The 21,809-nt window shown below is 52.6% G+C and carries 18 protein-coding genes; 7 read left to right on the top strand and 11 right to left on the bottom strand.

The window, feature by feature from the left end; genetic code table 11:
- Positions 1 to 167 precede the first annotated feature (167 nt).
- The 3 genes from ldtD (at position 168) to JM656_RS13740 (ending at position 3,423) form a co-directional block, all read left to right on the top strand.
- Positions 168 to 2,018 (top strand): L,D-transpeptidase, encoded by a 1,851-nt coding sequence (gene ldtD / locus JM656_RS13750; RefSeq protein WP_203358271.1) that lies wholly within the window; start codon positions 168 to 170, stop codon positions 2,016 to 2,018.
- A 180-nt stretch (positions 2,019 to 2,198) separates the two neighbouring features.
- Entirely contained in the window at positions 2,199 to 2,747 is a 549-nt protein-coding gene (locus tag JM656_RS13745) for a YcbK family protein (RefSeq protein ID WP_203358270.1), read from the top strand.
- 28 nt (positions 2,748 to 2,775) lie between these two features.
- Positions 2,776 to 3,423, top strand: a complete 648-nt coding sequence (locus tag JM656_RS13740; protein WP_203358269.1) for an MBL fold metallo-hydrolase — start codon at positions 2,776 to 2,778, stop codon at positions 3,421 to 3,423.
- 50 nt (positions 3,424 to 3,473) lie between these two features.
- Here the strand turns inward: JM656_RS13740 and aspC are convergent, their stop codons facing one another.
- The 4 genes from aspC to pncB form a co-directional block, all read right to left on the bottom strand.
- A complete protein-coding gene (aspC, locus tag JM656_RS13735) occupies positions 3,474 to 4,664 on the bottom strand; it encodes an aspartate transaminase (RefSeq protein WP_203358268.1) in 1,191 nt (396 codons plus the stop codon).
- 183 nt (positions 4,665 to 4,847) lie between these two features.
- Positions 4,848 to 5,945, bottom strand: coding sequence for a porin OmpF (ompF, locus tag JM656_RS13730; RefSeq protein ID WP_203358267.1), 1,098 nt, complete (start codon positions 5,943 to 5,945; stop codon positions 4,848 to 4,850).
- Between the two features lie 607 nt (positions 5,946 to 6,552).
- Positions 6,553 to 7,953 carry an asparagine--tRNA ligase gene (gene asnS, locus JM656_RS13725; protein ID WP_203358266.1) on the bottom strand — a complete coding sequence of 467 codons (1,401 nt, stop codon included), beginning with the start codon at positions 7,951 to 7,953 and terminating at the stop codon, positions 6,553 to 6,555.
- Positions 7,954 to 8,122: 169 nt separating this feature from the next.
- Positions 8,123 to 9,325, bottom strand: coding sequence for a nicotinate phosphoribosyltransferase (gene pncB, locus JM656_RS13720; protein ID WP_203358265.1), 1,203 nt, complete (start codon positions 9,323 to 9,325; stop codon positions 8,123 to 8,125).
- Positions 9,326 to 9,591: 266 nt separating this feature from the next.
- On the opposite strand from pncB, the gene pepN reads away from it, so the two are divergent.
- Positions 9,592 to 12,204, top strand: a complete 2,613-nt coding sequence (gene pepN, locus JM656_RS13715) for an aminopeptidase N (RefSeq protein WP_203358264.1) — start codon at positions 9,592 to 9,594, stop codon at positions 12,202 to 12,204.
- 48 nt (positions 12,205 to 12,252) lie between these two features.
- On the opposite strand, the gene JM656_RS13710 is transcribed toward pepN, so the two are convergent.
- The gene (locus JM656_RS13710; protein ID WP_203358263.1) at positions 12,253 to 13,341 is read right to left on the bottom strand and encodes a linear amide C-N hydrolase; all 1,089 of its coding nucleotides are present in this window, start codon (positions 13,339 to 13,341) and stop codon (positions 12,253 to 12,255) included.
- A gap of 107 nt (positions 13,342 to 13,448) precedes the next feature.
- Between JM656_RS13710 and JM656_RS13705 the strand changes: the two genes are divergently transcribed.
- The gene (locus tag JM656_RS13705) at positions 13,449 to 14,345 is read left to right on the top strand and encodes a LysR family transcriptional regulator (RefSeq protein ID WP_203358262.1); all 897 of its coding nucleotides are present in this window, start codon (positions 13,449 to 13,451) and stop codon (positions 14,343 to 14,345) included.
- Positions 14,346 to 14,381: 36 nt separating this feature from the next.
- On the opposite strand, the gene ssuB is transcribed toward JM656_RS13705, so the two are convergent.
- From ssuB to ssuE, 5 genes are read right to left on the bottom strand one after another with little or no spacing between them, the layout of a single operon-like run.
- Positions 14,382 to 15,155: an aliphatic sulfonates ABC transporter ATP-binding protein gene (ssuB, locus tag JM656_RS13700; protein WP_203358261.1), complete on the bottom strand. Its 774-nt coding sequence runs from the start codon at positions 15,153 to 15,155 to the stop codon at positions 14,382 to 14,384.
- Positions 15,152 to 15,943: an aliphatic sulfonate ABC transporter permease SsuC gene (gene ssuC, locus JM656_RS13695; RefSeq protein ID WP_203358260.1), complete on the bottom strand. Its 792-nt coding sequence runs from the start codon at positions 15,941 to 15,943 to the stop codon at positions 15,152 to 15,154. Before ssuC ends, ssuB begins: the two co-directional genes overlap by 4 nt.
- A gap of 11 nt (positions 15,944 to 15,954) precedes the next feature.
- Positions 15,955 to 17,100 carry an FMNH2-dependent alkanesulfonate monooxygenase gene (gene ssuD / locus JM656_RS13690; protein WP_203358259.1) on the bottom strand — a complete coding sequence of 382 codons (1,146 nt, stop codon included), beginning with the start codon at positions 17,098 to 17,100 and terminating at the stop codon, positions 15,955 to 15,957.
- Positions 17,097 to 18,071 (bottom strand): sulfonate ABC transporter substrate-binding protein, encoded by a 975-nt coding sequence (locus JM656_RS13685; protein WP_203358258.1) that lies wholly within the window; start codon positions 18,069 to 18,071, stop codon positions 17,097 to 17,099. The genes ssuD and JM656_RS13685 overlap by 4 nt, the downstream gene beginning before the upstream one ends.
- The gene (gene ssuE / locus JM656_RS13680; RefSeq protein ID WP_203358257.1) at positions 18,064 to 18,639 is read right to left on the bottom strand and encodes an NADPH-dependent FMN reductase; all 576 of its coding nucleotides are present in this window, start codon (positions 18,637 to 18,639) and stop codon (positions 18,064 to 18,066) included. Before ssuE ends, JM656_RS13685 begins: the two co-directional genes overlap by 8 nt.
- Positions 18,640 to 18,894: 255 nt before the next feature.
- On the opposite strand from ssuE, the gene pyrD reads away from it, so the two are divergent.
- Complete coding sequence (gene pyrD, locus JM656_RS13675; RefSeq protein WP_192611792.1) at positions 18,895 to 19,905, top strand: quinone-dependent dihydroorotate dehydrogenase; 1,011 nt, start codon at positions 18,895 to 18,897, stop codon at positions 19,903 to 19,905.
- A 166-nt stretch (positions 19,906 to 20,071) separates the two neighbouring features.
- Complete coding sequence (gene zapC / locus JM656_RS13670) at positions 20,072 to 20,614, top strand: cell division protein ZapC (RefSeq protein WP_203358256.1); 543 nt, start codon at positions 20,072 to 20,074, stop codon at positions 20,612 to 20,614.
- On the opposite strand, the gene JM656_RS13665 is transcribed toward zapC, so the two are convergent.
- On the bottom strand, positions 20,611 to 21,720 hold the full coding sequence (locus JM656_RS13665) for a YcbX family protein (protein WP_203358255.1): 1,110 nt from the start codon (positions 21,718 to 21,720) through the stop codon (positions 20,611 to 20,613). The two genes, zapC and JM656_RS13665, sit on opposite strands and share 4 nt — an antisense overlap.
- Between the last annotated feature and the right edge of the window lie 89 nt (positions 21,721 to 21,809).

Genomic DNA, 21,809 nt, shown 5'->3' with positions numbered 1-21,809 from the left:
TATCTTTAAACTTCTTTACATTAGGTCAGGCAAAAACTTTTTGATGTTTATATACTGAAGGTAAGCCTGACGAGTAAGCAGGCTTGCTCGTCATACTTCCGTGTGTATTGGCGTTAAGCAGACGGTCTTGCAATGTAAAGTATGATTAAGAAAACAGGGGGCAAGGGATGTTGCTTAATAAAATATGTGGTCGTCGGCTCTCGGCAATCAGTTTATGCCTGGTCGTAATATTTGCTCCACTGTTTAGTGTGCAGGCCGACGAGCCTGAAATGATTCCAGGTGACAGTTCCGCCGCGCTCAGCGAACAGCCTACCGCGTTGTCGCAGCCGCAAGCCCAATCGCCCGTCACTGCGATGATGGCCGGGATTCAACCTCTTCCAGAAGGCGCGGCAGATAAAGCCCGCGCCGAAATACAATCGCAATTACCGTCCGGGTATACACCGGTCTATATGAATCAGCTCGAGCTTCTGTACGCGGCGCGAGAGATGAAACCGATGTGGGAGAACCGCGAGGCGGTAAAAGCGTTTCAACAGCAGTTGGCTGAAGTCGCGATTGCAGGATTTCAGCCACAGTTTACCACCTGGGTTGCGTTGCTGACCGATCCTTCGGTGACGGGACTTGCACGGGATACTGTCCTTTCCGACGCGATGATGGGGTATCTCCATTTTATCGCCAACATTCCGGTGAAAGGTACGCGTTGGCTGTATAGCGATAAACCCTATGCGCTGACGACACCGCCCATTTCGGTCATTAACCAGTGGCAGGTCGCGTTGGAAAATGGCCAGCTCGCCCCGTTTGTGACGAGTCTGGCGCCTCAGCACCCTCAGTACGCGGAGATGCATAGCGATTTGCTAAAGCTGGTGGCGGATTCCCGCCCGTGGCCGCAGTTGAGCAGCACCGCGACGCTGCGACCCGGCCAATGGAGTAATGACGTTCCTGCGCTGCGGGAGATTTTACAGCGGACAGGTATGCTGGAAGGGGGACCAAACATCGCTTTGCCTGGCGATGAAACGCCAGCCAGTGCGGTGGTCAGTCCTTCTGCTGTTGCCGTTGACGCGAAACCGGCAGCGCGGCAAACAAACTCAAAACGCAAATCGGCTCCCGCCGTTCGCGGCGTTTACGATCGTGAACTGGTCGAGGCCGTTAAACGTTTTCAGGTGTGGCAGGGGCTGGGGGCGGATGGCTCCGTGGGTCCGGCAACCCGCGACTGGTTAAACGTGACCGCCGCGCAACGTGCGGGTGTCCTGGCGCTGAATATTCAGCGTCTGCGGCTACTGCCGGGTGAATTATCCACCGGTATTATGGTGAATATTCCGGCCTATTCACTGGTGTATTACCAGAACGGCAACCAGGTATTGGCGTCGCGCGTTATTGTTGGCCGTCCCGATCGCAAAACGCCGATGATGAGCAGCGCATTGAATAACGTGGTCGTTAACCCGCCGTGGAATGTCCCGCCGACGCTGGCGCGGAAAGACATCCTGCCGAAACTGTGGAACGACCCCGGTTATCTGGAGCGTCACGGTTATACCGTGATGCGTGGCTGGAACAGCAAACAGGCGATCGACCCCTGGCAGGTCGACTGGGGAACGATTACCGCGTCAAATCTCCCGTTCCGCTTCCAGCAGGCACCGGGCGCGCGCAACTCATTAGGGCGCTATAAATTCAATATGCCCAGTTCTGAAGCGATTTATCTGCACGATACGCCAAACCACACGTTGTTCCAGAAGGACACACGAGCGCTCAGTTCTGGGTGTGTACGTGTGAATAAAGCGTCGGAGTTGGCGAATATGCTGCTGCAGGATGCGGGCTGGAATGATACCCGTATCTCCGATGCTCTGAAGCAAGGTGATACACGGTATGTCAACATTCGCCAAAATATTCCGGTTAACCTCTATTACCTGACGGCGTTCGTCGGTGCTGATGGGCACACCCAGTATCGTACAGATATTTACAATTATGATCAGACGGCGCGATCCAGTGCACAGATCATGTCGAAAGCAGAACAATTAATCAGGTAAATGAAGACGTTCTACTTAATCTGTTGTCGTAATACTTAGCCGCAACGGGGCCGCCTGGCTGCAGGCCCCGTCGTTGCTGGGGATGGGTTATCTTGACGTCGGCTTTTTTGCCAGTTAAGGTGCCCTTCGTGCGCCAGAAGTGCATATTAACGATAACATTTACTTGTAGACCTGATTATCATGGACAAATTCAACGCTAATCGCCGCAAATTGCTGGCGTTAGGTGGTGTTGCCCTCGGTGCAGCCATCTTGCCCACGCCTGCGTTTGCAACCCTCTCTACCCCTCGTCCGCGCATTCTGACACTCAATAATCTCCATACCGGAGAGTCGATAAAAGCGGAGTTTTTCGATGGCAGAGCCTATATTCAGGATGAATTAGCAAAACTTAATCATTTTTTCCGTGATTTTCGCGCGAATAAAGTGAAGTCCATCGACCCAGGATTGTTTGACCAGCTCTTTCGCCTTCAGGGGCTCTTAGGAACCCGTAATCCCGTACAGCTCATTTCGGGGTATCGTTCGGCTGATACCAATAACGAATTACGCGCGCGCAGCCGTGGTGTAGCGAAAAAAAGCTATCACACGAAAGGGCAGGCAATGGATTTCCATATTGAAGGCGTTTCATTGAGTAATATTCGCAAAGCTGCGTTATCTATGCGCGCAGGTGGTGTAGGATACTACCCACGCAGTAACTTTGTGCATATTGACACCGGTCCGGCACGGCACTGGTGATCCACAGGCTTAACGAAACAGGAGCAGTATGAACTATCGTATTATTCCGGTCACCGCATTCGCCCAGAATTGTTCATTAATCTGGTGTGAGCAAACCCGTCTGGCCGCGCTGGTCGATCCCGGCGGCGATGCAGAGAAGATCAAACGCGAAGTGGAGGCCAGTGGCGTTACGCTCACGCAGATTCTTCTCACGCATGGTCACCTTGATCATGTTGGAGCGGCGGGTGAACTGGCTGAGCATTATGGCGTGCCTGTGATCGGCCCGGAAAAAGAAGATGAGTTCTGGCTGCAGGGTTTACCGGCGCAAAGTCGCATGTTTGGCCTCGGAGAGTGTCAGCCACTGACGCCTGACCGTTGGTTGAATGAAGGCGATCGTGTGAGCGTAGGGAATGTGACTTTACAGGTGTTGCATTGTCCGGGACACACGCCAGGGCACGTGGTCTTCTTTGATGAACAATCGCAGTTACTGATTGCTGGTGATGTGATTTTCAAAGGCGGCGTTGGGCGCAGTGATTTCCCGCGTGGGGATCACAATCAGCTGATCGATTCGATTAAACGTAAACTGTTGCCATTGGGCGACGATGTGACGTTTATCCCCGGGCATGGTCCGCTTTCCACGCTGGGCAACGAACGGTTGCATAATCCGTTCCTGCAGGACGAAATGCCTGTCTGGTAACCGCATAAAAAAGCCCGCAATAGCGGGCTTTGTTTTTTTTTCAGTCTGTTTTACAGCACGGCAACAATGGCTTCGCACAGCGGCGCCATGTTATCTGGCGTCATGCCTGCCACGTTAACGCGACCAGAAGCTACAGCGTAGACACCAAACTCTTCACGCAGGCGCAGTACTTGTTCTTTGGTCAGACCGCTGAACGAGAACATGCCGTTTTGTTTGATGATGAAGCTGAAGTCGCGGTTCGCGCCTTTCTCTTGCAGGGTATTCACAAACAACAGACGCATACGCTGAATACGTTGGCGCATATCGGTCAGTTCTTGTTCCCAGATAGCACGCAGAGCGTCGTTGCTCAGAATGGTCGCTACCACCGATGCACCGTGCGCCGGCGGGTTGGAGTAGTTCGCGCGAATAACAGACTTCATCTGGCTGAAAGCACGGTCAACGGTTTCAGCATCCGCCGCTACCAGCGTGCAGGCACCGACGCGTTCGTTATACAGGCCAAAGTTTTTGGAGTAAGAACTCGCGACGATCAGTTCTTTATGCAGCCCGGCGAAAGCGCGCAGACCTTCCGCATCTTCTTCCAGACCACGGGCAAAGCCCTGATAGGCGAAGTCAAACAACGGCAGCCATCCTTTCTCAACGGAAAGCTGAGCCAGCGTTTGCCATTGTTCAAGCGTAGGATCAATCCCGGTTGGGTTGTGGCAGCAGCCGTGGAACAGAACGACATCGCCCGCCTGAGCGTCGCTCAGACTGCTCAGCAGCGCGTCAAAGTCCAGACAATGGTTTTCAGCGTCGTAATACGCGTATTCACGCACTTCCAGACCGGCGGAATTAAAGACGCTCTTATGGTTCGGCCAGCTCGGGTTGCTCACCCATACGCGTTTGGCTGCGGTATTTTTTGCCAGGAAATCAGCAGCAACACGCAGAGCGCCTGTACCACCCGGGGTTTGCGCAGTGCGAGCCCGTTTGTCGTTGATCAGGGCGTTACCTTTGCCAAATAACAGTTCCTGAGTGCAATGGCCAAACTCCGGAATACCGTCAATGCCGAGGTAGTTTTTCGTCGTTTCATTTTCGAGTAAATATTGCTCGGCTTTTTTAACGCTGGTTAGCACCGGCGTTTTGCCAGTCTCATCTTTATAGACACCGATACCCAGGTTAATTTTCCCAGGACGGTCATCGGCACGAAACAGATCGGCCAGACCCAGAATGGGGTCGGCAGGGGCGGCGGTAATGTTCTCAAACATGACGAGGTTCCATTGTAGTTACAGAAGGGAAATCCGTAATCAGGTTAACGGTAGATTTACAAAATGCCAACTGTTAGTGACAAAAAGCCTGATTGTTTTTAGAAGACACGAGAATTTGCTGGCAGACATAAAAAAACAGGACCGAAGTCCTGTTTTTTAGGCATTTAACAAAGAGGTCTGCTATTAGAACTGGTAAACGATACCGACAGCTACGGTGTCGTCTGAGCCAATACCCAGTTCGTTGTCAGAATCGATCTGGTTGATGATGTAGTCGACGTAGGTGGACATGTTTTTGTTGAAGTAGTAGGTTGCGCCCACTTCGAAGTAGTTCACGAGATCAACATCGCCGATGCCTTCGATATCTTTACCTTTAGATTTGGTATAAGCGATGGACGGACGCAGACCGAAGTCGAACTGATACTGAGCAACCAGCAGGACGTCTTCAGTTTTGTTAGCGTAACCATTCAGGCCATTGAGGCCGTTAGAAATACGGGTTGCGTTATGTGTTTCGCTGTAGTTAGCCGCCAGGTAGATGCTGTTCGCATCATATTTCACGCCAGCTGCCCACTGTTCAGCTTTCGCTCCACCGTTAGCGTAAGTCAGCGCTTCCTGATCGTTGGTACGGTCAGCCGCGCCGTAGGCACCGACGATACCGAAACCTTCGTACTCATAGCTGATTGAACCACCAACACCATCACCGTTAGAACGACGAACATCGCTGTCACGCTCGTTTTTACCCAGGTACTGTACAGCGAAGTTCAGACCGTCAACCAGACCGAAGAAGTTGGCGTTACGGTAAGTCGCCAGACCGCCGTTACGCTGAGCGAAGAACATGTCAGATGCGGCGGTATCACCACCAAACTCTGGCAGCATATCGGTGTAGCCCAGTGCATCGTAAACAACACCGTAGTTACGACCGTAGTCGAAAGAACCATAGTCGCCGTATTTCAGACCCGCGAAAGCCAGACGGGTTTTGTTACCGTCTTGAGCGTCGCTACCGCCTTCGGAGTTGTTACCGGCAAAGTTATATTCCCACTGACCGTAACCGGTCAGATCGGAGTTGATCTGTGTTTCCCCTTTGAAACCAAGACGGGCATAAGTTTCGTCGCCGTTGCCGCCGTAACTGTTTTTGCCGTTGTCTTTAGAAAAATAACGTAAACCTACTGCTTTACCGTACAGGTCCAGCTTATTGGCATCTTTGTTGTAGATTTCTGCTGCGTTTGCGGTACCTGCTGCCAGCAGTGCAGGGATAACCACTGCCAGAATGTTGCGCTTCATCATTATTTATTACCCTCATTGGTTTTTTTATGACACCTGCCACTGCCGTCAATGAATTCTGTCAATAATAATTTACGGAACTATTGATGAGAGTTTGGTGTCTTTATGTGTCTGACAGGCATCTTTCCATTCAAACCACCGTTTCGCTACAGCGAAAATGCTACAAAGTTAAAGATTTTGTTTCTAAGAGAAAAAATATGTAACAAAAAATTAAATTTGATGAACTTTGTGAACGCCGTCAAATTTCAGCGCTTTTTCTCGATTTGAAACGCCATTTTTAATTCTATTTATATGATTTCCTTATATTTAATTTAGATAAGGTGAGGTGTTTTCACGTGATGGAGCCGTCGGCAGGGTGACGGGTATTTGATTTGAAGGCGTCTGGACTTCTAAATAGGAGGTCAAAAAATGTGCTATAAGCTAAGGGAAAACTCATCTTCAACATAAATTTGCATATATTTTATGCATAAATATTACAGGGAAATATGACGTAACAAGAATGTGGATTTTGAGGGGTTGCTATTAGATTTGATTACTTCTTGCTCACAAAACTTGACAATTGCACAGATAAAAAAGGCCAGCGAGGCTGGCCTTTAGAGGTGACGGAGGATTAGAAGCTGGCGTTACGCGGTGTACGCGGGAACGGAATCACATCACGGACGTTTTGCACGCCAGTGACATACGCGATCAGACGTTCGAAGCCCAGACCGAAACCGGAGTGCGGAACAGTACCGTAGCGACGCAGATCGCGATACCACCAGTAATCTTCTTTGTTCAGGCCCATTTCTGCCATACGCGCATCCAGCACATCGAGACGTTCTTCACGCTGAGAACCACCAATAATTTCGCCGATACCCGGCGCTAACACGTCCATTGCGGCCACGGTTTTACCGTCTTCGTTAAGGCGCATGTAGAACGCCTTAATGTCTTTCGGGTAGTTTTTAACGACCACAGGGGCTTTAAAGTGTTCTTCAGCAAGGTAACGCTCATGCTCGGAAGACAGGTCCACACCCCAGAACACCGGGTTTTCAAATTTCTTACCGCAGTTTTCCAGAATGGTCACCGCATCGGTGTAATCAACCTGAGCAAAATCAGCTTCGATGAAACGTTCCAGACGGGAAACGGCGTCTTTGTCGACGCGTTCGGCGAAGAACTTCATGTCATCTGCACGTTCTTCCAGTACGGCCTTAAAGGCGTACTTCAACATCGCTTCCGCCAGACCCGCAACATCGTTCAGGTTTGCAAACGCCACTTCCGGCTCCAGCATCCAGAACTCCGCCAGATGGCGGCTGGTGTTGGAGTTTTCTGCACGGAAAGTCGGTCCAAAGGTATAGATTTTGGACAGCGCGCAGGCGTAGGTTTCACCGTTCAACTGACCAGAAACGGTCAGGAACGCTTCTTTACCAAAGAAGTCTTTGTCGAAGTCGACTTTACCTTGATCATTACGCGGCAGGTTTTCCAGATCCAGCGTAGAAACGCGGAACATTTCACCCGCGCCTTCCGTATCGGAAGCCGTGATCAGCGGCGTGGATACCCAAAAGAAACCCTGCTCGTGGAAAAAACGATGCAGCGCTTGCGCCAGGGTATGACGTACACGCGCTACCGCACCAATCATGTTAGTACGCGGACGCATATGCGCGACTTCACGCAGGTATTCAATGCTGTGACGTTTTGCCGCCATCGGATAGGTGTCTGGATCTTCAACCCAACCGGTCACTTCGACTTTGGTGGCCTGGATTTCAAAACTTTGTCCCTGACCTGGCGACGCAACGACATGGCCCGTTACAACCACCGAGCAACCGGTCGTCAGACGTAAAACGTCTTCATTGTAATTGGGCAGAGAATTATTGATGACAGCCTGTACAGGATCAAAGCAGGAACCGTCATAAACGGCGAGGAAGGAGATGCCAGCTTTTGAATCTCGGCGGGTACGTACCCATCCGCGCACGGTGACTTCGCTGTCAACGGCTACACGGCCCTGGAGTACGTCGGCAACAGGCGCAACGCTCATAATATTCTCTCTGTTAATAGTCGGAAAAAATAAACACTTGTCCACCCTGATTGGGGGGATACCTATGTTACCTGGCATCTGCAATCAGACAAGCAGAATTCACAGGCAAAGTGAAAGATTTCGGAAATAAACAATAAATAAAGGGAGCCAAAACGGCTCCCTGGGGTGATTAACTGGCTTTTTTGATATGCGGAAGGTCGAACGCTTTGCGCAGTGCGCGCACAAACGCTTTGTCATGACAGATGGTTTTACCTGGGCTGTCTGACAATTTGGCCACGGGTTTACCGTTGCATTCCACCAGCTTAATGACAATATTCAGCGGCTTCACTTGCGGTAAGTCGCAACTCAGGCGCGTGCCAATGCCAAAACTGAGCTGCACGCGTGGTGCGAAGTGGCGATAAAGATCGACCGCTTTTTTCAGATCAAGATTGTCTGAGAAAACCAGCGTTTTGGTTAACGGGTCAATGCCCAGCTTTTCATAATGCGCGATCGCCTTTTCGCCCCACTCAACGGGATCGCCAGAGTCGTGGCGCAGCCCTTGATAACGGGTCGCAAACTCCATACCAAAATCGCGCAAAAACGCGTCCATGGTGATGCAGTCGGTGAGTGCGATGCCGAGCTGGTCAGGATATTCATTCAGCCAGGCGGCAAGAGCCGCACGCTGACTGGTCGCCAGGTCCGGGCTAATTTGCTGGTGCGCCTGGAACCACTCATGCGCCTGCGTGCCCATCGGGGTGAGGGACAACCGGCGAGCGAGGTCGTAGTTACTGGTACCGACAAACCACGGTTCCCGCTGAAGGCGTTCAACAATCGCCTGTTGTACCTCGCGTGAGAAACGGCGGCGAGTGCCAAAATCCATTAGATGGAAGCGGGACATATCGAGATCGGCCGTTAAAGCAGAGAAATCGACTAGCTTACTTTCCAGCGCATCAAGCGCCTGCGCCACGCCCGCTTCTGGCGTACGATACCGGTGCACCAATTCACTGATCACCGCCAACAGCGGGACTTCCCACATGATGACTTCACGCCACGGGCCGGTTAAGCGGATATTCAGCTTACCGTTATCATTCGTGACGCTCACCTGCTCGGGGTTGTAGCGGAATTCCCGTAACCAGTTAAGGTAATCAGCAGTAAAGAAGGGCAGGTTGGAGAGCCATGTAAACTCGTCCTCCTGAAGTTGCAGGTGCTGCATCGCATCCACCTGCTCGCGAATTGCATCTGCATAAATACCCAGCAGGTCGTCGCCGCGGCAACGAAACTCCGCCGCTACGTGAACATCGTAGTAGCGGTGAAAAACGGCTTGCTGCATATGCAACTTATAAGCATCTGTATCCAGCAGCGAGTGCAGAACAGGAGAAGCGAATTGTGTCATAGGTGCGCAGTAGCATCCTCTCACGGGAGCGTTTAGTACAATAAACAACTAAGAAAACCGCTGGAGTATACCTTGTTTAGCGATTTATTGAACCCCGATCACAACATAAGCGCTCTTTGGGGTCGAGTACATTTCGTGCCTCGTGTTATAAAAATGTAGCAAAAAGGGTGTTTGTGACTGAAAAGATGAACATTCTGCGTAGCGTGATTTACACAACAGGAATAGACTGGAGTCGAGACTCTACAGAAGATGCTAAAGGTTTTTTTATGACACAACAGCCACAAGCCAAATACCGTCACGACTATCGTGCGCCGGATTACCAGATTACTGATATTGATTTGACCTTTGACCTGGATGCTGAAAAAACCGTGGTCACTGCCGTGAGCCAGGCTGTTCGTCATGGCGCGTCGGATGCCTCACTTCGCCTCGACGGCGAAGACCTGACGCTGGTGTCAATCCACGTGAACTCTCTGCCGTGGACAGCGTATAAAGAAGAAGAGGGTGCGCTGATCCTCAGTGACTTGCCAGAGCGTTTTACCCTGCGCATTGTTAATGAAATCAGCCCCGCGGCGAATACCGCGCTGGAAGGGTTATACCAGTCCGGTGATGCGTTATGTACGCAGTGTGAAGCAGAAGGCTTCCGCCATATTACCTGGTATCTCGACCGTCCGGACGTACTGGCGCGTTTTACCACCAAAATCATTGCTGATAAAAGCAAATATCCGTTCCTGCTCTCCAACGGCAACCGTGTTGCGCAGGGCGAGCTGGAAAACGGGCGTCACTGGGTACAGTGGCAGGATCCCTTCCCGAAACCTTGCTATCTCTTTGCGCTGGTCGCCGGTGATTTCGACGTACTGAGCGATACCTTCACCACCCGTTCCGGGCGGAAAGTGGCGCTGGAGCTGTACGTTGATCGCGGCAATCTGGATCGCGCGCCATGGGCGATGACGTCGCTGAAAAATTCCATGAAGTGGGATGAAGAGCGCTTTGGTCTCGAATATGACCTCGACATCTATATGATTGTCGCCGTCGACTTCTTCAATATGGGCGCGATGGAGAATAAAGGACTTAACATCTTTAACTCCAAATACGTGCTGGCACGTACCGATACCGCCACCGATAAAGATTACCTCGACATTGAGCGCGTCATCGGACACGAATATTTCCACAACTGGACCGGTAACCGCGTGACCTGCCGCGACTGGTTCCAGTTGAGTCTGAAAGAGGGGTTAACGGTGTTCCGCGATCAGGAGTTCAGCTCCGATCTCGGCTCTCGCGCGGTTAATCGCATCAGTAATGTGCGCACAATGCGCGGTTTGCAGTTTGCTGAAGATGCCAGCCCGATGGCGCATCCTATCCGCCCGGATAGTGTCATCGAGATGAACAACTTCTACACCCTGACCGTTTACGAGAAGGGATCAGAAGTCATTCGTATGATCCATACCCTGCTGGGTGAAGCGAATTTCCAGAAAGGGATGCAGCTTTACTTTGAGCGCCACGATGGCAGCGCGGCGACCTGCGATGATTTCGTGCAGGCGATGGAAGATGCGTCAAACGTCGATCTCTCTCATTTCCGTCGCTGGTACAGCCAGTCCGGTACACCGGTAGTCACCGTAAAAGACGACTACAACCCGGAAACCGAGCAGTACACCCTGACCATCAGTCAGCGTACGCCTGCAACGCCGGATCAGGCGGAGAAGAAACCGCTGCATATTCCGTTTGCTATCGAACTGTATGATAACAAAGGTAAAGTGATTCCGTTGCAGAAGGGCGGTCATCCGGTCAATGCTGTGCTCAATGTGACGCAGTCTGAGCAGACGTTTGTTTTCGATAACGTCTACTTCCAGCCGGTTCCCGCACTGCTTTGCGAGTTTTCCGCGCCGGTGAAGCTGGAGTACAAATGGAGCGATCAGCAGCTGACCTTCCTGATGCGTCACGCGCGTAATGATTTCTCCCGCTGGGATGCGGCGCAAAGCCTGCTGGCGACGTATATCAAGCTGAACGTTGCGCGTCATCAGCAGGGGCAACCGCTCTCTCTGCCGGTCCATGTCGCTGACGCCTTCCGCGCGGTACTTCTGGACGAGAAGATTGATCCCGCGCTGGCGGCTGAGATCCTGACGCTGCCTTCAGCCAATGAAATGGCCGAACTGTTTGAGATTATCGATCCGCTGGCGATCGCCGCCGTGCGCGAAGCATTAACCCGCACGCTGGCGACGGAACTGGCCGATGAATTGCTGGCCATTTATAACGCTAACCATCTTGATGAGTACCGGGTTGAGCATGCCGATATCGGCAAACGTACGCTGCGCAACACCTGTCTGCGTTTCCTGGCCTTTGGTGAAACCGAACTCGCAAATACATTAGTGAGCCGACAGTACCAGAAAGCCAACAACATGACCGACGCGCTGGCGGCACTTTCTGCGGCGGTGGCGGCGCAACTGCCGTGTCGCGACGCCCTGATGCAAGAGTACGACGATAAGTGGCATCAGGATGGGCTGGTGATGGATAAATGGTTCATCCTGCAATCCACAAGCCCGGCCGACAACGTGCTGGAGACGGTACGTGGCCTGCTGAAACACCGCTCCTTCACCCTGAGCAACCCGAACCGTATTCGTTCATTGATTGGCGCGTTTGCTGGCAGCAACCCGGCGGCGTTCCACGCCGAAGACGGCAGCGGTTATCAGTTCCTGGTTGAAATGCTGACCGAACTCAACAGTCGCAACCCGCAGGTGGCTTCACGGTTGATCGAACCGCTGATCCGACTGAAACGTTATGACGCCAAACGTCAGGCGAAGATGCGTGCGGCACTGGAACAGTTAAAAGGTCTGGAGAATCTCTCCGGCGATCTGTTCGAGAAAATCAGTAAGGCGTTAGCCTGATAAAAATCCCGGTGGCGTAAGTGCCACCGGGCTTTTATCACTCAGAGATTACTTCTCTATCTGTGCTCTGGACAGCACGTTCCCTTCCCATCCTTTTTGCGCGTAGTCATTCAGGTGATCGATTCGTTTCACCGGTTCACCGGCAGCAAAGTTAATCTCCTGCATTTTGATCCACACCTGACCGGCAGCAAATGTCGATTTGAAGTGGTATTCCCCGTGGCTTAAATCAGAAAGGGTCGTCCAGTAAGTGCCGATACCTTTGTTTTGATCCGGATGTTTGCTGTATTTCGCATACATATCAGTGACTTTTTGCTCACCCGGACCTGACGGATAGCCGATAGGGTAAGCCACGTTGTTAATCGCGGATAAGACAAAACCCTGGGCCTGATTTTTGTTGTCGGGCTGTGGCACATTTTTCAGGTTAAAGCTGGCGCGCACCAGACGTTCGTCCGCTTCAAGCCCTCCGGGGATCTCACTACGTTTGGCATGCTGATATTTCGCCAGATTCCGCAGCTGCGCGTCGTAGGCAGGGGGGTTGGTCATCACCTGATAGGCTTTATTGTGGTAAACGTGTACGGTGCCGTTGTCGATCTCAATAATGGCAGAGTCACCGCTGACGTCTTCAATGGCGATATGTTTGGTGTCGGATGCGTAATCAATGGGCATTTTTGCCGCGACCAGACGCACATTCTGCTGGAGTCCTTTGACGGCGTCGTCAACCGTCGCGTAGTTGTCCAGAATGTAGCTCAGCCAGGCACGACTCTCTAACACCGGTTTATCCTGGTTATCTTTTTGCGCCTGGCTGCCATTTGAGTAATAAAGCGTATGCCCCGCCAACCCTTTTTCATTCATACCATCCATTGGAAAAACGCCGTCAGCGTAGATGGCCACGCTGCCATAGCGCGTCACCCAGTGGGCGCTATCTTTAGCATCACCGCCGTTATGTGCAATCCCACGCGGGGTGATCACCAGGGATGGGTCTACCGGGCCAAAAAAATCGAGATTACGTGCGCTGACCATATAGCCGGGATACATGTTCATAAACAGTCGGGTGCAGGCGTCTGCGCTTGCACTCACCCCTAACGTAATGGATGCACCGAGCGTCAGTGCGGCGAGTGCAGTCAATTGATTTTTCATTGTGTTTTCCCATGTTGTTCTAAGACGAGGTCAGTGTAGAGAACAAAACAGATCGCACAGAGTCAGTGAGTGTGGGAAAATCCCCCAAAGTTTATTGAGGGATAAACATGAAACCGATCCGCTTTACGCTTGCGCAAATTGACGCGTTTGCCTGTGTCTGTGAAAGCGGCACGCTGACCGCGGCGGCGAAAAAACTGAAAAAAGATCGCACGACCGTGAGTGAGTTGGTGGATTATCTTGAGCTGGATTTGGGCTACTCACTTTTTAATCGCACCACCCGACCGTTAACACTGACGGCAGAAGGACAGTTGCTCTATCGACAGGCGCGGCTGTTTTTACAGGAGGCGCAGTCATTTGGTCAGATAGCCGGGCAAATTCCTCAGCAGATAAATACCCAACTCACGTTGTGCTACGACGCGTTCACGCCACGGCGTTTCTTGTTGCGCTTGGCTGATTCGCTAAAAAAACAACACATTCATTTGGATCTGCTGTTAACCGGGCGCGAACGCGCAGAGCAGATGATTGAGTCAGGGGCGGCTGATATGGGGATCTTTCAGGCGATTAATCGTCCTATCAATGCCCGTTTTCAATGGCGGTCAATAGGCGCAATAACGCTGGCACTCTATGCTAAGGAGGGTTTTTTCCCCACTTCTCCGGTCTCTTTACTCAGCCTTGCCTCCTCAGTGCAACTCATTCCTTTTGTCGGATTACCTGAGCATATGGCGCAGCGCCTGCAAATTGCCGACCGTATTCAGCGGGTTAATGAACTGGAAATGCTGCAATTATTATTGGCGCAGGGGTTTGGCTGGGCATTATTACCGACGCATCTGGGGGCTGAGAGTTGGCCTGGGATCAGCCAAATTGATGCGGAATTTGGCAATACCGGTCTGACGCATCCGCTGGTGGCGCTGTGGGATCCGGGACAAAAAAATCAACCTGCCATTCTGCAATCACTCTCATTAATGCCGGCGATATTCAGGGAGAATGAAGAACCGTTGTCGTGAAGGCAGGGCAGTGTATTCTGCCCTGCGATGTCACCGTTAGCCGTGTTGTAACTGACGAACTGGCCACGTGTTGTGTCCCCGTTGCATCACCCGGTTTAACACTTCGGCTTCCAGCTCTGCTAAACGCACTGAACCCCGTCGGCGCGGGCGCGGGATATCCACGGTCAGATCCAGACCGATTTTCCCGTCCTCAATCAGCAGCACGCGGTCGGCCATGGCAACCGCTTCACTGACGTCATGCGTAACCAGCAGCACGGTAAAGCCATGCGCCTGCCACAGCGAGACGATCAGGTCCTGCATCTCCAGACGGGTTAAGGCATCCAGTGCGCCAAGCGGTTCATCCAACAGCAACAGGCCGGGTCGATGGATTAAGGCGCGCGCCAGCGCCACTCTCTGCTTCTGCCCTCCGGAGAGCGCGGCAGGCCATTCGGTGGCACGATTTTCCAGGCCGACTGCCGCCAGCGCCTTGCGAGCAGCGTCCTGCCAGCTGCCTTTCAGCCCCAGCCCGACATTGTCGATAACGGACTTCCACGGGAGCAGGCGCGCATCCTGAAACATCATTCGCGTATCGTCCTGGATTTCTGCCAGCGGGGTGGTTCCGGCGAGCAGTTCGCCTGCCGTCGGTGTTTCCAGTCCGGCCAGCAGCCGCAGCAGGGTGCTTTTACCCCCGCCGCTACGCCCGACCACGGCGACAAACTGGCCTGCCGGAATATGCAGATCCAACTGATTGAGCACGGTATTACTGGCGTAGCGCCTGGTGACTGCATTGAGCAGCAGCGGCGTACCCTGATTCAGACGTGCGGTATTCATACGGTTGCCTCCTTCACGTAATAGGCCGGGTTCCAGCGTAACCAGACGCGCTCAAGCAGTTGTGCGCTAACATCAGCGAGTTTGCCGAGCAGGGCATAGAGAATAATGGCGACCACGACCACATCCGTTTGCAGAAATTCGCGGGCATTCATCGCCAGATAACCAATCCCGGAATTCGCCGAAATCGTTTCGGCCACAATCAGCGTCAGCCACATCAGCCCAAGCGCAAAACGAACGCCAACCATAATCGAGGGGAGGGCGCCGGGCAGGATCACATGGATAAACAGCGGGAAACCCGACAGGCCGTAGCTGCGCGCCATCTCCACTAATCCACGATCGATATTGCGGATCCCGTGCCAGGTGTTGATATACAAAGGAAACAGTGTCCCCAGCGCGACCAGAAAGATCTTCGCGGACTCATCAATACCGAACCACAGGATAACCAGTGGGATCAGCGCCAGATGCGGCACGTTACGCAGCATCTGAATTGAGGTATCGAGCAGACGTTCCCCCCAGCGTGAAAGACCGCTGATAAGCCCCAGCGTCAGGCCAATCGATCCGCCGATCGAGAAGCCGATCAGCGCGCGCCAGGAGCTGATAGCCAAATGCTGCCACAGCTCACCACTGACGGAGAGTGACCAGAACGCTTCAACCACGCCTTCCGGTGAAGGGAATAGGCGACCGGAGAGCCAGCCAATTGAAGATGCAAGCTGCCAGAGTGCAACGATGCCCACCGGTAAAAACCAGGGGGCAACGCGCAGTAACCCTTTGTGTGTTCGCGTTGCCATCAATGTATTCCTTAACGTTGCGCGACGTTACGCGGGATAAATTCGTTCGCTACCGCTTCACCCTGCTGAAGCAGAGGCTGCGGTTGCGGAATTTCCGGTACGGCGATATCAAGATGCGGAAACAGCAGCTCACCCACTTTGTAGGCCTCTTCGAGATGCGGATAACCGGAGAGGACAAAGCTGTCGATACCGAGCGCCGCATACTCATTAATGCGTGCCGCCACCGTCGGGCCATCGCCCACCAGCGCGGTTCCCGCACCGCCACGAACCAGCCCGACGCCTGCCCACAGATTTGGGCTGATCTCAAGCTTGTCCCGCTTGCCGTTATGCAGCGCCGCCATACGATGCTGACCGACGGAATCAGTTCTGGCGAAAGCCGCCTGCGCTTTGGCAATGGTGTCATCGTCCAGGTGCGCAATCAGCCGATCTGCGGCCTGCCAGGCTTCGTCATTGGTTTCGCGAACAATGACATGCAAACGAATGCCAAAACGGATCTTGCGCCCACGTGCTGCGGCTTTGGCGCGTACCTGTTCGATCTTCTCTCTCACCAGCGCCGGCGGTTCGCCCCAGGTGAGATAAAGATCAACCTGTTCGGCGGCCAGATCCTGCGCCACGTCGGAAGAGCCGCCAAAGTAGAGTGGAGGGGGCGGCTGCTGTATCGGCGGGAAGAACAGTTTTGCCCCGCGAACGTGAATATGTTTGCCGTGAAAATCGACGGTTTCGCCCTGCAATAACCGCCGCCAGACCTGAGTAAATTCAGAAGAAGCGGCATAGCGTTCGCTGTGATCGAGGAAAACGCCGTCGCCTGCCAACTCTTGCGGATCGCTGCCGGTGACCAGATTAAAGAGCGCGCGGCCATTGGAGAGCCTGTCGAGCGTCGCGGCCTGGCGTGCGGCGATCGTGGGTGACGTCACGCTGGGGCGCAACGCCACGAGGAACTTAAGCCGTTGCGTTACCGGGATCATTGACGCTGCAACCAGCCACGCATCTTCGCAGGAGCGCCCGGTGGGGATCAGTACGCCGGTAAAGCCCAGGCGGTCTGCGGTTTGTGCGATTTGCTGCAGATAACCATGAGTGACCGGGCGCGAACCTTCTTCTGTTCCCAGATAGTGCCCGTCACCGTGTGTCGGTAAAAACCAGAATATATTCAAACTCATAATTTTGCTCCTTCCTGCGAAGTGGCGTGCCAGATGCGGTCGCGAATATCGATTTTTTTCGGTACCAGGCGGTTGTCGTAAAACAGATCGGCGGTTTGTTGCTGCAGTGCGGCAACCGTGGCGTCAACCGGCGCGATCGTGGTCGGTGGGCGATGATCCAGATAGCTGGCGATCACCGGCGCGGGCAATCCCATCGTTTTGGCAAGCAGCGCAATACTTTGTTGGCGTTGGCTAAGCGTCAGCGCATCGGCCTGACTGAAGGTGTTGAGAACGCCCTGAATAAAGGCGCCATTTTTTTCAGCATACGGGCGTGCCGCCAGATAGAACGACCCGGTTTGTTTTAAGTCAGAGCCGTCCTTCAGTACGCGCACACCGCCTTGCAGAAGTGCTGCTGAATAGTAGGGATCCCAGATAGCCCAGGCATCGACGTTACCCTGCTGGAAGGCCGCACGGGCGTCCGCCGGGGTCAGAAAGGTCGGTTGAATATCGGTAAATTTTAACCCGGCCTGCTGCAATGCGCGAAGAAGCAGGTTATGTGAACTGGAGCCTTTCTGGAAAGCAACCTTGCGCCCTTTTAAATCCGCCACGCTTTTAATGGGGCTGTTTTCAGGCACCAGAATCACTTCTGCCTTCGGTTTAGGCGGTTCAACGCCGACATACACCAGGTCCGCCCCGGCAGCCTGCGCGAAGATCGGTGGTATGTCGCCAGTGCTGCCCAGATCGATACTACCGACATTCAGCGCTTCAAGCATCTGCGGTCCCGCCGGGAATTCTATCCAGGAGATTTTCGTTTGCGGATAGCGCGTTTCCAGAAGTTGGTGGCTTTTTGCCAGCACCATACTGATGCTGCCTTTCTGATAACCGATACGCAGCGTCTCTGGCGCGGAGGTCGCTGCGTGAGACAGGGCTGAAAGTGACAGTAAACCGGTCAGCGCCAGCCAGGGTGAATGACGTTTGAAGAGATTAAGCATGGGCGATCCCCTGCGATGGGTGAAAATCAGGAACCTGTACATCCCGACGATGCAGCGCCTGCCAGAACGTCTCGAGCGCGGTGTCCAGGCGCAGTTGTAGGTTCGGGGTGAAGTGCGGTTTATGCTGATAATCAATAACCTGAGAGTCATCAGCAAACACGCCATGCAGAATTTCCTGCGCTTTAAGCGCGCTTAATACCGGCTTGAGCGCATAGTCAACGGCCAGTAAATGTGCGACGGTGCCGCCGGTGGCGAGAGGCAAAACCACTTTCCCGTCGAGCGCCCTCTCAGGAAGCAGGTCAAGCAGCGTTTTCAACGCCCCGGAGTAGGCCGCTTTATAAACGGGTGTGGCGACAATCAGTCCATCGGCCTCTTTTAACTGGGCGACCAGGGTTTTCAGCGCGGGGCTGTCGAATCGCGCATATAAAAGATCTTCAGGCGCGAAGTTGTGGAGGTGCCAGTGACATACCTCGACATCCAGAGCACTGAATTTTTCACGGGCATATTCCAGTAACGCACTGGAACGAGAGGGAAAACGCGGACTTCCCGCCAGAGTGATGATGCGCATATTCTCAATCTCTCCTTATAACCAATTAGTTGCTTTTTACTAACATTGATAACAATTTGTGCAGTCTGACAGAGAGATTTTGTGAATCGAAATGATTTATCCGGCAGAGAAAATCTGAAAAACGCATAATTGCGCGGGGGAGGAAGAAAACGATTGCGTGGACATCGTCATTTATTGCCGCAGGTCAATTCCCTTTTGGTTCAACATCGCACATAATACGCCCCCGGTTTGCACACCGGGAATCCAGGAGAGTTCATGTACTACCCCTTCGTTCGTAAAGCCCTTTTTCAGCTCGATCCAGAGCGCGCTCATGAATTAACATTTCAACAATTACGCCGTGTCACAGGTACACCGCTGGAAGCGCTTGTGCGCCAGAAAGTGCCAGCAAAGCCTGTTACCTGTATGGGGCTGACTTTTAAGAACCCGCTTGGTCTGGCCGCAGGTCTGGATAAAGATGGGGAGTGCATTGATGCGCTGGGCGCAATGGGGTTTGGCTCGATAGAGATAGGCACCGTGACGCCACGCCCTCAGCCTGGCAACGATAAACCCCGCCTTTTCCGTCTGGTCGATGCGGAAGGGTTGATCAACCGAATGGGCTTCAATAACCACGGCGTTGATAACCTGGTGGAGAACGTTAAAAAATCGCATTTTGACGGCATCCTGGGGATTAATATCGGCAAAAATAAAGATACGCCGGTAGAGCAGGGTAAAGATGACTATCTGATTTGTATGGAAAAAGTCTATGCTTATGCCGGTTATATCGCGATCAACATCTCTTCACCAAATACGCCAGGATTACGCACGCTGCAATACGGCGATGCGCTGGACGATTTATTGACGGCAATTAAAAATAAACAAAACGATCTGCAGGCGATCCATCAAAAATATGTGCCGGTGGCGGTAAAGATCGCGCCGGATCTTTCCGAAGAAGAACTGATCCAGGTTGCTGACAGTTTAGTCCGTCATAATATTGATGGTGTTATTGCCACCAATACAACGTTGGATCGTTCTTTGGTTCAGGGAATGAAAAACTGTGACCAAATGGGTGGTTTGAGTGGACGACCGCTGCAATTAAAAAGTACAGAAATTATTCGACGTCTGTCGCAGGAATTAAACGGGCAGTTACCGATTATAGGTGTCGGTGGTATTGACTCGGTGATAGCGGCGCGTGAAAAAATGGCGGCTGGCGCCTCACTGGTGCAAATTTATTCCGGCTTTATTTTTAAAGGTCCGCCGCTGATTAAAGAAATCGTTACCCATCTCTAACCTTTTCCCTTAATCAGACAACCAGGGCTTTATTTCCAGCCCTGGTTGTTTTATATTCCTTCACTGTTGCTTATTTATACATTTTAGTCTTTTCTTATTAAGGCAATTAACGAAGCGGCAATCAGGACAATGTTGCAACAGGATGTTAAGCCCAGGAGATAAACGAATGCGAATTAAACCTGACGATAACTGGCGCTGGTATTATGATGAAGAGCATGATCGAATGATGCTCGATCTGGCCAATGGCATGTTATTTCGCTCGCGTTTTGCTCGCAAAATGCTCACTCCTGATGCTTTTTCACCCGCCGGTTTTTGCGTAGAAGATGCCGCGCTTTATTTTTCCTTTGAAGAAAAATGCCGTGACCTCGAATTATCGAAAGAACAGAAAGCGGAACTGGTGCTTAATGCGCTGGTGGCTATTCGCTACCTCAAACCCCAGATGCCAAAAAGCTGGCACTTTGTTGCGCATGGAGAAAACTGGTCGCCCGTCTCCGGCGATGCGGCCTGCGTCTACTTGAGCGACACAGAAGAACAGGTCAATTTACTGGTGGTGGAGCCGGGTGAAAATGCGGCGCTTTGCCTGCTTGCTCAGCCTGGCGTGGTGGTCGCGGGACGCACGATGCAGCTGGGTGATGCGATAAAGATCATGAATGACAGACTGAAACCGCAAGCCATTATTGACAGTTTCAGCCTTGAACAAGCCGTTTAGCTTTCCAGTCTGAGCGCCGTTTTCGGTACACAACTACAGCAAAGAATCGTGCCATCCTCGCCTATCGCTGATTTTTTCAGCGGGCTGACTTCGCCCTCCAGCAACCGTACCCGGCAGCAACCGCAAATACCCGCCCGACACGAATAGGGAACCCGAATCCCCTGGTTTTCCAGCTGTTCTAACAACACCTGCTGGTTGTTGCCACGAAAAGTCTGTCCATGCCAGTCGATATTCACCGCAGCATCCGGGTGTTGTTCTGCAGTGACGGTATCGTCAGGTGCCGCGGCACCGTATGTTTTTGCGGGTTTTGTGGCCAGTATTTCGACCTCATCACCTGCGCGGATCACGCCGCTGTTGCGCGCAATCAGATTCTGACCGAAATCAACATCGCCATTATCCAGCGCCGTGCGAAAACGCTGTAATGTGGCTAACGGTTCGCCAGAAGGATGTTTTTGACCTTTTTCCGGGCTGACGGTGGTGAAAATACAGCGGCTGCACGGCTTTGCAACGTCAAAAATAACGTCGCCAATGCGGATCACTTTCCAGGTGTCCTCTTCCCAGGCGGCAGCACCGCTCACCACCAGGTTAGGGCGAAACTGTTCCATTTTCACGCTGGCCGGGCAGCGCTGTTGTAAATCACGCAGAGAGGCTTCACTGGTCAGCAGGTAGGGAAAACCATCCGCGAAGGAGAGCGGTACATCGCTGCGTTGCTTAACGCGTCGCGTCAGGTTTGGTCCGACCCACCGTAATTGCACTTCGCGGGAAAAGAAACCACTCAGCCACCGATTAACAGCATCGGGTGCGATGCGGGCGGTAAAATGGTTTCCCCAGACTTCAGTTGGGGCATCTTGCTTTGCAAAATCAGCAAACCGCACCAGCGCGCTGCTGCCGTCCGGGGCCGTAAGATGCAGTCCGTCGTGCAAAGGGGAAGGGGTAAAGCGAACCATTTGCGGGAACTGGCGGGCAGTGATGAACGTGCCATCGGGGGTGGTTATCATAAAAATACGATCAAACGCCAGACCACTGGCGTCAGCCAGCGTGTGTGTCAGGCCAATGCCGCGCATTGATTTAACCGGATGAACAAAAAGTCTGGTTAACGTCACCACTGTACAGCCCTCAAATGAAAATAAGCCCTCAACTTTATGACATACAGCCCATATTAGCTATAATGCGCAGCAATTTTCCCCGAGTAAAA

The organism is Citrobacter sp. R56, from assembly GCF_016811995.1.
In the GTDB taxonomy this organism is placed as follows: Bacteria; Pseudomonadota; Gammaproteobacteria; order Enterobacterales; family Enterobacteriaceae; genus Citrobacter_D; species Citrobacter_D enshiensis.
This window is presented reverse-complemented; position numbering and strand designations above follow the sequence as displayed.